The sequence below is a fragment of the Variovorax sp. LjRoot130 genome, from assembly GCF_964253755.1.
Classification (GTDB): domain Bacteria; phylum Pseudomonadota; class Gammaproteobacteria; order Burkholderiales; family Burkholderiaceae_C; genus Variovorax.
The window spans coordinates 3,668,298-3,681,804 of record NZ_CAXURM020000001.1 but is presented as its reverse complement, the minus strand read 5'-3'; the positions used below and the strand labels follow the sequence as shown (position 1 = coordinate 3,681,804).

11 protein-coding genes are annotated in these 13,507 nt (G+C 66.3%); 8 read left to right on the top strand and 3 right to left on the bottom strand.

All coding sequences use genetic code 11. The features are described from left to right. Positions 1–293: 293 nt before the first annotated feature. From istA to ACSQ86_RS18215, 5 genes are all read left to right on the top strand, one after another. Positions 294–1,901 (top strand): IS21 family transposase, encoded by a 1,608-nt coding sequence (gene istA, locus ACSQ86_RS18235; RefSeq protein WP_436303543.1) that lies wholly within the window; start codon positions 294–296, stop codon positions 1,899–1,901. Beyond that, the gene (gene istB / locus ACSQ86_RS18230; protein ID WP_436303544.1) at positions 1,898–2,662 is read left to right on the top strand and encodes an IS21-like element helper ATPase IstB; all 765 of its coding nucleotides are present in this window, start codon (positions 1,898–1,900) and stop codon (positions 2,660–2,662) included. Before istA ends, istB begins: the two co-directional genes overlap by 4 nt. A gap of 625 nt (positions 2,663–3,287) precedes the next feature. Continuing rightward, entirely contained in the window at positions 3,288–4,280 is a 993-nt protein-coding gene (locus ACSQ86_RS18225) for a hypothetical protein (protein ID WP_436304616.1), read from the top strand. After that, positions 4,274–4,720 (top strand): hypothetical protein, encoded by a 447-nt coding sequence (locus ACSQ86_RS18220; protein WP_436309372.1) that lies wholly within the window; start codon positions 4,274–4,276, stop codon positions 4,718–4,720. The genes ACSQ86_RS18225 and ACSQ86_RS18220 overlap by 7 nt, the downstream gene beginning before the upstream one ends. Further along, positions 4,695–5,057: a hypothetical protein gene (locus tag ACSQ86_RS18215; protein ID WP_436309371.1), complete on the top strand. Its 363-nt coding sequence runs from the start codon at positions 4,695–4,697 to the stop codon at positions 5,055–5,057. The genes ACSQ86_RS18220 and ACSQ86_RS18215 overlap by 26 nt, the downstream gene beginning before the upstream one ends. Before the next feature lie 384 nt (positions 5,058–5,441). Here the strand turns inward: ACSQ86_RS18215 and ACSQ86_RS18210 are convergent, their stop codons facing one another. Then, positions 5,442–6,386 (bottom strand): GAF domain-containing protein, encoded by a 945-nt coding sequence (locus ACSQ86_RS18210; protein WP_093112220.1) that lies wholly within the window; start codon positions 6,384–6,386, stop codon positions 5,442–5,444. A gap of 218 nt (positions 6,387–6,604) precedes the next feature. Between ACSQ86_RS18210 and ygiD the strand changes: the two genes are divergently transcribed. Then, entirely contained in the window at positions 6,605–7,510 is a 906-nt protein-coding gene (gene ygiD, locus ACSQ86_RS18205) for a 4,5-DOPA dioxygenase extradiol (RefSeq protein ID WP_436310288.1), read from the top strand. Here the strand turns inward: ygiD and ACSQ86_RS18200 are convergent. Further along, the gene (locus ACSQ86_RS18200) at positions 7,507–8,568 is read right to left on the bottom strand and encodes an alpha/beta hydrolase (RefSeq protein ID WP_170855809.1); all 1,062 of its coding nucleotides are present in this window, start codon (positions 8,566–8,568) and stop codon (positions 7,507–7,509) included. The two genes, ygiD and ACSQ86_RS18200, sit on opposite strands and share 4 nt — an antisense overlap. A 104-nt stretch (positions 8,569–8,672) precedes the next feature. Then, complete coding sequence (locus tag ACSQ86_RS18195; protein ID WP_436309370.1) at positions 8,673–10,784, bottom strand: carboxypeptidase regulatory-like domain-containing protein; 2,112 nt, start codon at positions 10,782–10,784, stop codon at positions 8,673–8,675. Between the two features lie 152 nt (positions 10,785–10,936). Between ACSQ86_RS18195 and ACSQ86_RS18190 the strand changes: the two genes are divergently transcribed. Together ACSQ86_RS18190 and ACSQ86_RS18185 are read left to right on the top strand one after the other, a co-directional pair. Continuing rightward, positions 10,937–11,638 (top strand): response regulator, encoded by a 702-nt coding sequence (locus tag ACSQ86_RS18190; RefSeq protein WP_436304613.1) that lies wholly within the window; start codon positions 10,937–10,939, stop codon positions 11,636–11,638. Next, positions 11,635–13,467: a histidine kinase gene (locus tag ACSQ86_RS18185; RefSeq protein WP_436304612.1), complete on the top strand. Its 1,833-nt coding sequence runs from the start codon at positions 11,635–11,637 to the stop codon at positions 13,465–13,467. The genes ACSQ86_RS18190 and ACSQ86_RS18185 overlap by 4 nt, the downstream gene beginning before the upstream one ends. The last annotated feature ends 40 nt before the right edge of the window (positions 13,468–13,507 follow it).

The following is a 13,507-nucleotide window of genomic DNA, read 5'->3' as shown; positions in this document are numbered from 1 at the left end:
CGACCCGTCGATTGCCCGGTCGCACGTCCCCGCATTCGATCCGAGCCGAGCGTCATGCGCGAGGGCGCGCGTTCTTGGAATCAATCGGGTGAGGGCCTGTGCGAAAGGCGCACGTCCATGAGTTCGTGCAGGCAGAGCCCCGGCGGCCACCCAAAGTGCCCCACTTATGGCCACCCAAACTGCTCCACCCTGGCCACGGTGATCTGACGCATTGAACACGGTGCGTCGGGCGCCGCGAAGCTCGACAGGCAGGACGTTACTTTCCACCCCCTCTGAGCGAGGGGAACAACGGAGTGAACGTCTTGAAGCCACATCTGCAAACCACCATCTGGACGCTGCTCAAGGGCGGCGCCACCCAGCGCGAGATCGCGCGAATCACCGGCATCTCGCGCCACACCATCCGGGCGTATCAGCAGCGCTTCGCCGCCGATCCGGCAAACTGCCCCGGGGTGGCCACCGACTCCGGTGGTCAAACTGCTCCACCCTGGCCACCGACTTCCAGGTCGGTAGCGCCGCCGCTGGCCACCTCCAAGTGCGAACCCCACCGCGCTTTCATCGACGCCCAGTTGCGCCTGGGCCGCAACGCCACGGCCATCTACCAGGACCTGGTCGACCAACATGGCTTTGACGGCGCCTACAACTCCGTCAAGCGCTTCTGCGCCCAGCTTCGCCACAAGGAGCCCGAGCAGTTCGATCGTCTGAGCTTTGCGCCCGGCGAGGAGATGCAGGTCGACTACGGTGAAGGCGCCCCCACCCGGGTGCCGAGCACCGAGCGCTGGCGCAAACCCCGCCTGTTCGTGGCCACGCTGCGCTACTCGCGGCGCAGCTTCCGCCGCGTGATCTGGAAGTCCAGCCAGCAAGTCTGGGCTGAGTTGCACGAGCAGGCCTGGGCCTACTTTGGCGGGTCGACCCACTACGTCGTGCTGGACAATTTGAAGGAGGGCGTCTTGAAGCCCGACCTGTACGAGCCTGCGCTCAATCCGGTCTACGCCGCCACACTGGCCCACTACGAGGTGGTGGCCGACCCGGCTCGGGTCCGGGATCCGAATCGCAAGGGGACGGTCGAGAACGCGATCCAACATACCCAGTCCACCGCGCTCAAGGGGCGGCGCTTCGAGACCATCGAAGAGCAGAACGCCTTCCTGGAACACTGGGAGTCCAAGTGGGCCGCCTCGCGCATCCACGGCGCCGAGCGGCGTCAGGTGCAGGCCATGTTCGAGGAGGAGCGCGCCCACCTGCAGCCGCTGCCAGCCACGCGCATGCAGTACTTCACCGAGGTGCAGCGCACGGTCTGCGACGACAGCTGCGTGCGCATCGACCACAGCAGCTACGCCGCGCGCCCGGCCCCGATTGGCACCAAGGTGCTGGTGCGGCTGTTCGAGCGGCGCATCGAGATCCGCGAGCTGCGCACCCAGGCCTTGCTGCGCACCCACGCCCGGGTTGATCGCCCCGGCACCGTGGTGTTGCCCATGGCCGAGCGGGTGTTCAACCCCTCTCGCGAGACGCGCTTCATCCTGGCCCAGGCCCGAGCCATCGGGCCGCAGGCCTCTCGGCTGTGCCAGATGCTGTTCGCCATCGAGGGGCGCGTGGGCCAGCGCAAGCTCTGGGGCATCGTCAATCTGGCCAAGCGCTACCCCAATCACTTCATCGACGCGGCCTGCGCTGCCGCCATGGAGCAAGGCGTACACAGCTACCGCCACGTCAAGGCACTCACCGAGCGGCTGGTGGCCGACGCGCTGGCCGCCCTGCAGGCCGGCACGCCGACACAGTCGGCGTCAACGCTCACCCAGCAGCACGAGCTCATTCGCAGCGCCGACGAATACGGCGATCTGTTCGCCCACGCCGCCACCGCCACCTCGGGCGGCACAACCTCCCACCCCACTGAGATCGCCCAGCCATGAACATGACCGAGATCGAACGCGCCCTGCGCGAGCTGCGCCTGTCCGGCATCGCCGACACCCTGTCCACCCGCGTGATGCAGGCCCAGGCCGCCCAGCAGCCCTTCCTGGAGACGTTGGCCGCCATGCTGCAAGACGAGCTCGACCGGCGCCGCTCACGATTGATGGAGCGCCGCTTCAAGCGCTCAGGCCTGGCCGAGCGCCTGACGCTGGCGGACTTCGACTGGCGCTTCAATCCCAAGCTGCCGCGCAACGCCTGCTTCGAGCTGCACACCCTGAAGTTCATCGGCGAGGGGGCCAACGCATTGATCGTCGGCAAGCCCGGCACCGGAAAGAGCCACGTGGCCAAGGCGGTGGCCTACCAGGCCACGTTGCAGGGCTATGACGTGCGCTACGTGGAGGCCGACTCCGAGTTCGCCCGCTACGGGCTGGCCAGCACGGCGGAACAGGCCGAACAGCTCAAGGGCTGGATCGAGCCAGACCTGTTGGTCCTTGATGACATGTTCCTGGCCCGGCGCATTGCCGACGTGAGCGCCGAACTGCTGCAGGCCATCGTGCACCAGCGCTACAAGCTGCGCCGCGCCATCGTCATCACCTCCAACCGGGTGGTGCAGGACTGGGGCAAGTACCTCGCCGACGCCACCATGGCCACCACCATCCTGGACCGGCTCATGCACCGCTGCGCAATGCTGGAGTTCGAGGGCAAGAGCTACCGTCTGAAGGAGGCCGCCGCGCGCATCGCCATCACACCCGAATCGTCATAATCCGACCGTCCTGCCTGGAGCAGTTTGACCGGCCATAAGTGGAGCAGTTTGGGGTGGCCATCGGGGGGCAGAGGCAATGTCACACTACCGCGCCGAGAGTCCCGATGCGTTTGAACGGTCATTTCTCGTGCGGTAACGAGGCGGTGTTGCACCAGAACATCGTGGGGGCAGCTATGGGGGCAATTTCTACAACCAAGACGTTGATTGGCAGTAGTGGCGCGGGCTGCAGGTCGAAATATGGATCCTTTCACAGACCAACAAAACGTCCAAGGGCGTCCGGTTTCATCCACCGGACGCCCTTTTTCATTGGGGGACTGGGCGAATGATGTCTATCGGCGTGGGAATGTTTGGGGCATGGATCCTTGCCTCCATTGTCGCCCAGTCGTGGGGAGCGGGGATTTGCGCTCCAGGGCGATTCGATGGCGCCGCGCGAGACGGAGATGGCTGATTGGCCCGTTCCAACGTCGAACAGTGGGCGCGTGCGGGCGTGGAGGGGCGTGCTGAGGGACGCACAGGCTTTGGGGGCCGATCCAGGGGAGAGCCGGTTCAACCTTGAGTAACACAAATTCGCACGATAACAGTGCCTGTGTTATCGTGCGGAACCGATGTTACATAGGAATCAGCCGTGCCGGCCCTCACAACCGCCGTTCGACACTACCTCCATGAGGTCTTGGGCATTGCCGCGCCCGGCGTCAAGCCGTGGGCGCGCGCCGACGAACTGCCGTATTTCCTGCGGGACGCGTTTCAGTTCAGTGAGCTGGAACTGCTGGGGCAGCCTATTGTGCTGGCAGTGGGACGCGCTGGGCGCAAGTATTCCCTCAGCGAGGTCCGAACCTGGCTGACCAAGGTCAGGGCGCTCGCTGGCCAGCCGGCGGTCTACGTCACCGATGCCCTCGCTTCCCACGAACGGAGGCGCCTGATCGACTACAAGGTGCCGTTCATCGTTCCGGGCAATCAGCTTTACCTGCCGGACCTCGGTCTCGACCTGCGTGAATACTTTCGCCAGCGCGCTCCGGCTGCGGAAGCGCTGAGCCCGTCTGCACAAGCCATGTTGATCACGGCGCTGCTGCGCCGGCCGTGGGAACCCGAGTGGCAACCTTCCAAGGTGGCAATAGCCTTGGGCTACACGCCCATGACGCTGTCGCGCGTGGTGAAGGAGCTGACCGCGGCCGGGCTCGCGAGCGTGCACGCTGTGGGCCGCGTGCGCCTGCTGCGCATGGGAGGCCCTCCAGAGCAGGTCTGGGAGCGGGCGAAACCTGTACTGCGAACACCCGTCAGGCAAACGGTGTGGGTTGCCCCCGAAAGCGTCCTTGCCAACGTGCATGGCCGTTTGGCCGGGTTGAGCGCGCTCGCACGGTACTCGATGCTGGCCGAGCCCCAATGGCCGGTGTATGCGATGACGGGCTCCGATTGGAAGGCAACCACGGAGGCAGGCATTCGGGAGCTGCCTGAACCCGTCGCCGGCGCGCAGGAATGGCAGTTGTGGAGCTACAGCCCGGCGTTGCTGCCGAACGCCGCCACGGTAGACCCGCTTTCCCTGACGCTCAGCCTGCAGGACAACACCGATGACCGGATCCAGCTTGCGCTGGACGAACTGAAAGGACACCTACCATGGTGAGAGGGCTAGACGTTTTCAAGGAATGGTTCGCGGCCTACGCCGACCAGTACGTTCTGATTGGCGGCACGGCCGCCACCTTGACGATGGAAGGCGCCGGGCTGGCATTTCGCGCCACCAAGGACCTCGACATCGTCCTACATGTGGAAGCGCTGACGCCGGCCTTCGGGGAGGCCTTCTGGAAATTCGTCGACGCGGGCCGCTACGAAATCCGCCAAGCCAGCGACACGGGCAAGCCGATCTTCTACCGCTTTCAGAAGCCCGGCGACGAACGATTCCCGGCAATGGTCGAGCTCTTTGCGAGAGCGCCCGACGGACTGCAGCTGGCGGAGGGCAGCCAACTCACTCCGATACCCCTGGACGAAGCCGTCTCCAGCCTGTCCGCCATCCTGTTGGACGAGGTCTACTGCGCTCATCATGGCGGGCCGTCGCGAAGAAGATGACCTGCCATGGGTCGGCGAGGACCGCCTGATTCCCCTCAAGGCCATCGCGTGGCTGGAACTGAGCGCGCGCAAGGACCAGGGTGCCAAGGTGGACGCCAAGGATGTGCGCAAGCACCTCAACGATGTGCTGCGCCTCTCGCAACTGCTGGCGCCCGCCACACGCATTGCGCTCGACCGGAAGGTCGGGGAGGACATGGCGCGGTTCCTGACCGCGGTGGCCGCCGACACCACCATCGATCCGAAGGCGCTGCAACTCGGCGCTGTCACCATCGCCGAACTGGTCGGACGGATCGCCCAAGCTTATGAAATTGAACTGCCGGCACAGGCGGTGAAGTGAGAAGGGGGAGGTGGCATGGCCTTATTCAAGGACTGGTGCGCCGGTACCAAGCAGACAGACAAGAAGAAGACCTTTCGCACGTATATGGCGGGCCCTGCTGCGGGGGCGGCGCGCCGCGGAGCGCAGCAGCAGCGATCGGCGTGGCCCTCCTCCGCCGACCATCTCTTGGGGGCAGGAGGAGTTCAAACCAAAAGCTCCAAAAAGTTCATGCTAAGTTGAAAACCGACAGCCGTCACTTGATCCCGGCGTAGTACTGATGCGTCATGCTTCCGACTGACAGTCGTCCGGCGCTGGTGCTGGTAGAGGTGGCTTCGGCGCCCGACCGAATCGGGCGGCATCCTCGGTGCCGGCGGCTGTCTCAATTTTCGGGGCCGCGGCGGGCAGTTAGAGGTACAGCGCCACCACCTCGACCACTTCGCTCTCCCACACCACAGGTATTGCCAACAGCGCCCAGGACCCGATCGCCGTCGCGGCAGCAGCGGGAGCGCCTGGTTCGGAAGCCGGCCAGTCATTGATCGCCGGCACCCCGCTGAGCCAGGCCCTGGCGATCGATCCCATCGGCGCTGACAAGGGCAGCGTCGCTTCGATCAGCGAGGCACCACCATGGAGTTCACTGAAGGCGTAGACGCGCTGCAGCAAGCCGCCTGGCGCAGCGGGAACCCAGCGCTCGATGCGGCGCGCCAGCGGCAACGTCGCACCGGCAAGGAAGGTCACGACATGGCTGTCATCGAGCCGCGAACCAACTGGGATTGCCAGACCCCGCAGAAGGCCTGCATCGGCCGCCTCATGCGCGCGCAGGAACCGTCCGGTGGTAGGCAGGTTTTCCATGAACACTGCTTCGCCGCGTTGCCAGGCCAGCCCCGGCAGGCCCACGCCGCGCGGCAGGTAGGTCTCGAGCGAGGCTGATTCGAAGGCTTGAGCGTTCGCGCCAAACGCACCATCGACAAGTCTCATGTCGCTGGTGATGCGTGCGTCGTGATGCCAGAGTTCCAAACAGCTGGCTGCGGCGGCCTCGTGTCCGCAGAAGATCACGAGCACCGAAGTGAGGCGGTCATGCACAAAAAGCGGCAGCGCGATGGCGCAGTCCAGGCCGGCGTCGCGGGCGGCCGAAATGCGGCGGAAGTTCGAGCCTTCGAACTGACGCAGAAGGATCGGTCTGCCTTCGTCCCAGGCGCGACCCGGCAAACCTTCCCCTGGGCCGAAGCACATCTCCCGGCTGATGGCCGCGAATCGCCTGGCGGCACCGAATGCGCCGCTTCCGAACTCGAGCAGGGAGCCGTCGTCGCTCGGCAACCAGACTTCTGCGGCCTTGATGAATGTTGAAGTCATGCTGCGACCTGCATACGAACAATCCAAAGCAAGTTGCAAGCCATGGCTACCGGGTGGCGGGTCTTCGCACCACGACTGTCGAGGCCGAATCCATGCATCCGTCGCTATGATCCGGCGGCGGCAAGGCACGAACGACTGCGTTGCGAAGACCTTGGGTCCACGCACGCAGATTGTTCGGCGAGCCTCCAAGCCGTGCACCGAGCCACTCACTTGAAATCATGTTTTCTGCTGACCTGCGCCGCCGCGGCTTCCTTCTGAACACCACGGCGCTCGGCGCCACGGCCGCGCTCGCCTCCCTGTCGTCGTACGCTCACGCCGCGGCCGCCAAGGCCGGCAAACCCTCGAGCCGCATGCCGGTCATCTTCATTGGCCATGGCAGTCCCATGAACGCCATCCGCGAGAACGCGTTCACCCGCCGCCTGATCGACTGGGGCAGGGCGCTGCCGCGACCGACCGCGATCCTGAGCATCTCCGCGCACTGGCTCAGCTCGGGGGCGACGGGCGTTGGCATCCAGGAGAAGCCAAAGACGATTCACGACTTCGGCGGCTTTCCTCAAGCGCTCTTCGACATCGAGTACCCGGCGCCGGGCCATCCGGCCATTGCCCAGGAGGCGGCGAGCCTCGTGAAGCAGGCCAAGGTCATCCCCACGCAGGAGTGGGGCCTCGACCACGGCAGCTGGACCGTCCTGAAATACCTGTACCCGAAGGCTGACGTGCCGGTCTTCCAGATGTCCATCGACTATGACAAGCCGGCGGCCTTCCACTATGCGGTGGGTCGCGACCTGGCCGCCCTCCGCGACAAGGGCGTCTTGGTGCTGGGAAGCGGCAACGTCGTGCACAACCTGCGCGCGACCGACCGCGGCACGCCCGATGGCCTCAGGGCAAGCCGGCCCTGGGCGCAGTCGTTCGACGATGCAGTCAAGGCGGCCCTCCTGGGCCGCGACGACCAGGCCCTCCTCAATTACGGGAAACTGGAAGGCGCGTCCATTGCCGTCGCCACGCCCGACCACTACTACCCCTTCCTGTACGCGCTGGGCGCTGCCAGCGCCAACGAGCGCGCGCAGACCATCTATGAAGGGTTCCAGTCGGGGACCTTGAGCATGCGCTGCCTCCAGTTCGGTTAAGGCTGCCCTGCGATCCCCGGAATTCCCGGCGCACCCATGTAGCAGGTGAGGCCATCGGCGTCGCAGCCGACCAGATACACCTTCTTGGGGGCCTCGTCCCCTTGCAGATCCCGTTCAGACGAGAACACCCGTTCGAACAGGAGCTTCATCTTCTTGGGCATGCCGTCGTTCACGAAGTAGCCATGGCCCCCCTTTCCAACTTCGCCGTTCGTGAAATTGACGTACCGCATGTGTGGAGCTCGAAGCAGTTCGCTCCCTGGAGCGGCGCCGAGCTTGAACTGACTCTTGTCGGCAATGAAGGCTCCGGCCAACACGGTGTCGTTCTTGTTGAAGGTGACAAAGACCTGCCCCTTGGGCCGCACGTTCGCAAGCCAGTCGCGATGTCCGCTCGAGCGAACACAAGGCGCCAAGAGTGCGACGTTCTGCGCGGCCGCCACGGATTCCGTGGCGCCCGCGACGTCGAGCGAGTACTGAAGGAAGTGCGCGCCGAGGCTGTGTGCAGCGATGGTGAACGGCTGACGATTGATGAACAGCCTGGCTGCGGCGACCATGCGGAAGAATCGCGCGAGAGCTTCCCCGGAATTGATGGCGTTGGTCTTGGCCCTCTGGTACCGCAGGATCTTCGACTTGATCCGTGACGGCTTCTGCTTGCCGACGGCCACGCCGGAAAGGTCGTCCTCATCGCCGTCTTCTGTGTCGGGCTCGACCTCCGGGAGCTTGTCGCCGTTGGAGAGGTAGCCCTCCGACGGCCAGGAAAAGCCGACGACTTCGACGTTGTACATTGCCTCCAGCGTTGCGCATCGCGCGAAGCACTTGGCTGGCGTGTTGTTGTTGCCATGGAGATAGACCAGAACGGGGCGACTTCCCTCGAACAATGGCCGAAGGGCGCCCATGGAGTCCTGGTTGTCGACATCGTTGTCCACGCCGGAGACGCTCCAGCCTTTGCTGGTCTTCTTGACCGTAGCCAACCCGAGGCGATCCGACTGCTCGATGAAGCTGGTGCTAAAAACAGCTTCGTCCGTGCCAGTGGTCAACAAGCGATTCGTGAAGATCAGCATGGGTCCTCCAGTTGTTTTGGGGCGCATTCTGCACCTGCTCGCAGGTGCGTTCAAAGAAAAACAGCCCCGCAAGCGGGGCTGGATTGCGAAGCCGCCGCGGCTTGCTACTGGAGCTTGTAGAACCCGATCTTCTTGCTGATCTCCACCTGGCGCGCGTTGCGGGCCCAGAGTTCGACGGTGTTGATCGATGTGCCCTCGGCGTACTGCTGGCCGAAGGTGTTGTCGCAATGCTTGTCGCTGCTGCCTTGGGTCGAGCAGAACACCATCGCCTTGCGCGCCGAACTCGCTACGCCGGTGCTGTCGTTGAAGCGCGCGCCCGGCTGGCCGGCAGTGGTGCTGCCGAAGGGCGCACGACCGTACACGGCCAACGAGGTCGGCGCCAGCGCGCCCTGCGGCACGGTCCAGGCGTCCAGCTGGCCGTCGGCGCTGAAGTCGACGTTGTTCGGATCGTTCTGGCTGGGCGCGCCGTAGATGCTGGCGCCGTCGGTCGCGATGTCGGTTTCAGCGAGCAACCCGGCACGCATCGTCGCGGTGATGTTCGCAAAGGTGAGCTGCCGGATTTCGGCGACCGACTGCGCGCGGGCCAGGGTGCGGTACTTCTGCGTCGCGACGCTGGCGTTGCTGGTGTCGAAGAACTCCAGCGTCCACACGCTCTGGTTTTGCAGCGCCGCGATTTGCGCGTCGGTGTACTGCGTGCCCACGAAATAGAGGCCGAGCTCCTTGTCGGCCGGGTTGCCGGCGGTGGCCGTGTTCTGGTAGGCGCCGGCGAGCCGAACGATCGGGCTGCCGCTCGGCGTCACGCCGTCGTCCTTCATCACCACCAGGTACGACAAGCCCGACTGCGGCACGAAGGTGCGCACCACGCCGTCAGGCGCGGTCACCAGCACCTTGCTGAAGATCGGGTTGCCGCTGCCGTCGGTCTTGTTGTCGATGTTGATGTTGTAGCCGGTGGTGTAGGAGTTGAAGTTCGGCGTGTTGATCAGGTCGCGGTGCTCCGAGAAGGGGCGCACGCTGGCGCTGTGGTCGTTGCCGTTGCCCGCGAGCTTGAGCGTGCCGCCGACATTGCGCGCAATGATGGTGTCGTTGTCGGCGTTGCCGGCCGTGTCGGTCCAGCGGTAGCTGAGCACCAGGTCGCCGTTGGCGCGCACGAACTCGAAGTTGCCGCGGTCCCACACCAGGCCGGTGGGGCCGGGCCGGAACAGGCTGTTGAATGCGCCCCGGTTGCTGGCAGTGCGGCCCACGGTGTTGCCGTTGTTGTAGTAGGTGGACGGATCGTCGCCGACAAACAGCGTGCGGCAGGCCGGGGCGATCACGTCGGCCGGACCGCCCGTGACGGCGGCCGTGTCGTTCGGCGCGTTGACCCGCTGCGACAGCGGCAGCGCATAGCAAGCCGTGAGGCGCGTGAAGAGGTCCGCGACCGTCGCCGGCGAGGGCGTGTTGGTCAGCGCGCTGGCCGTGACGGTGGGCAGCACGGGCGTGATGGCGCTGCTGGTGCTGTAGCTGATGGACAGCGGCGCGCTGCCGTCGTCCGCGGGCGTGGCCTTGACGGTGATTTCGATGTTGGCGGCGGTGCCGTCGGGCAGCACGCTGACCGAGATCGAATCGAGCACCTTGTCCTGGCCGGTGCCGTCGGCCGCGAAGCTGCCCGAGATCGGGTCGATCGCCGCCAGGCCCAGAGCCGACAACAGCGGGGTGATGGCCGCCACCAGCTCGTCGGTCTGCTTCTTGATGGTCTCGGCCGTCACGGCGCTGGGATTGGTCTGGATCGCGCCGGCCAGGCTGGCCGGGTTGCCGTCGGGCGAGAGCTCGGCCACGATGATGGTGGTCAGCGGCGTCACGTTGGCAGTGCCCCCGGCCGCGCTGGCCGTGGTGCTGTAGAAGGTCTGGTCATCGCGCACGGCCTTGATGACCAGCGGTGCCTTGGTGGTGGCCGGCAAGGTGCAGGCGTAGGCGCCGGCGCTGTCGGTCTGGGTCGTGCAGACCGTGCTGCCGGTCTGGTCGACCACGGTGATCGTGGCGCCGCTGAACGCCGCGCCGGTGGCGGCCACGCCGCTGAGCTTGGCGGCCGTCGTGGTGCCGCCGGTGTCGGTGCTGCCCGTACTGCCGGCGGCGGTCGGGAATCCACCTCCGCCTCCTCCGCCGCCTCCGCAGGCGGCCAGCGAGAGCACCAGTGCCGCGGCCCAGCCGGCACGGATCTTGGGGGAAATGGATGTCATGAAAAGAACTCCTCGTGGTTTTGGGTTGTTGACAGGTGGTTGCATGAAAAGAAGCGACGCGAGTGTCGAGGCAGGGTCGGCGAGAGCGCATCCCATGAACGAGTGAGGCGAGGGCGGCCTGCGGCGGGTTCTGTGGCTTTATGCTCACCGCCATGCAAACAGAGGGATCCGAGGCGGAGACGCCGAGCCGTTGGAACGTGCTGGTGGTCGAGGACGATCGCAATGCGCGCGCGTTCTTCGAGGCCAGCGTGCGGCGCAGCCCCCAGCTGCGCTGGCTGGACGGCCTGGGCACGGTGCGCGAAGCGCTGGCCTGGCTGGCCGACGCCGACGAGATTCCCGACGTGCTGCTGGCCGATCTGGGCCTGCCCGACGGCAGCGGGCTGGATGTGATTCGCGCTGCGGTGGCGCGTTTTCCGGAATGCGAGCCGCTGGTGATTTCCGTGTTCGGCGACGAGGACAACGTGCTCGCCAGCATCGAGGCCGGAGCCGTGGGCTACATCCATAAAGATGCCGCGCCCGAGGACATCGCCCACACCATCCTGGAGATGAAGGCGGGCGCCTCGCCGATCTCGCCGATGATCGCGCGTCGCGTGCTCGCCAAGTACCGCAGCTTGCGGCTCGAGCGCGGGCCCGCACCTGCGGTGGCTCCGGAAGCACCGTCGCTGCTCTCGGTGCGCGAGCAGGAGGTGCTGGCGCTGATCGCGCGCGGCTTTTCCTACGCCGAGATCGCGCGACTCAAGACGCTGAGCGTGCACACGGTACAAACGCACATCAAGAACCTCTACGGCAAGCTGGCGGTGCACTCCAAGAACGAGGCGGTGTTCGAGGCGACGCGGCTCGGCCTCTTGCCATGACCGGCACTGCGCGCCGGCTGATGGCGCTGCTGCTGCTGGCGCTGGCCGCCTGGGCGGCGGCGCCCGGCGCGCGGGCCGAAGTGCTCGAACTGCGCCAGGCGCGCGTCAATGTGATGCAGCCCGACGAACCACCGGGTTGGCGCGACACGATGCTGCCCTATCACTGGGACCGCGTGCACCGCAACGTGCCCGGGCACGCGAGCTTCGAGATTCCGTTCGACTTCGCCGAAGCGCCCTCCGAGCCCTACGGCCTGTTCTTCCCGGTCGTGGGCAATGCGGCCGAGATCTGGCTCAACGACAAGTTGCTGGCGCGCTTCGGCGACGTCGCAACGCCGAACCGCGACGACTACGCCAAGGCGCCGCGCTACGTGGCGGTACCGCCGGCGATGCTGCAGAAAGAGAACCTGCTGCGGGTGCACATCCGGGCCGACGGGGGGCGGCGCGGCGGCCTGTCGACCATCCGCCTCGGGCCTTCCCATGAGATGCGCGACAACGTTTTTTCCCACGCCTACGCGTGGCGGGTGACCGGCTCGCTGCTGCTGGGCATGTTCAGCCTCCTGGTCGCCTTCATCGCGTTCACCTGCTGGGCGACGCAGCGCCAGCTCGCGCCCGACGGCCGGCTGCACCGCGACAGCGTCTACTTCTGGGCCGGCGTGGCCGAGCTGTGCTGGACGCTGCGCGTGGGCGACGCGGTGATCCAAGAGCCGCCGCTGGCCTGGCCGCTGTGGGGCGTGGTGCTGACGGCGTCCTACGCGGGCTGGATCTGCGGCGTGCTGCTGTTCTGCCACCACGTTGCGGGGTGGCGTGCGCACCGCTCGATGCGATGGATGCAGGTCGCGACGGCGGCGTTGTTCGCCAGTGGGGTGCTGGCTTCCTGGCTGTCGTTCGCGCAGCACCAGCCTGTGTTCCTCACCGCCTGGCTCGGCTTCGCGAGTTTGAGTTCGGCGCTTTACGCCTGCTTCTATTTCGTGGCCACGCTGCGCCATCCGACCACCGCCCGCTGGCTGGTGGCGGGCGCCGGCATGCTCAACGTGGCGGTGGGCGTGCGCGACTGGGTGATGATTCGCCTCAGCGACAGCTTCGGCGTCATCACCTGGAACCGCTACGTCTCGGTGGTGTTCGGCCTGGCACTGCTCTACATCGTGCTGCTGCGCTTCCGCGAGGCCAGCGGCCAGGCGCGCGAGCTGCTGGGCACGCTCGCCGCCCGAGTGGCACAGCGCGAGCAGGAACTGGCCAGCACCTATGGCCGGCTCGAGCAGGCGGCGCGCGAGCAGGCCCGCACGCACGAGCGCGAACGCATCCTGCGCGACATGCACGACGGCGTCGGCTCGCACATCAGCGCGGCCATTCGCCAGCTGCAGGCGGGGGAGGGCAGCCAGCCGGAGCTGCTGCGCACGCTGCGCGATTCCCTGGACCAACTCAAGCTCACCATCGATTCGATTCACCTGCCCGACGGCGACGTGGGCGCGCTGCTGGCGGCCCTGCGCTACCGCCTGGCGCCGCGCTTCGACGCCTCGGGCATCGCCCTGGAGTGGGCGGTCGACGAACTGGTGCCGGTCGAGCGCCTCGACGCCCAGGCCATGCGCCACCTGCAGTTCCTGCTGTTCGAGGCGATCTCCAACGTGCTGCAGCATGCGCAGGCCACGGTGCTGCGCATCGAGGCAGCGATGGTGGGCACGGCGGTCCGGCTCAGCGTGATCGACGACGGCCGCGGCTACGACGCCTCGCGCGCGCCGCGGTCGCTGCGCGAGCGCGCCCAGGCGATGGGAGTCCGGCTCGTGCTCGAAAGCCGACCGGGTCGCACGGTCGTTCAGCTCGAAATGGCGTGACTAGCGGGAGTGGTCAAAGCCGGAGGGAACTTTGATGCAG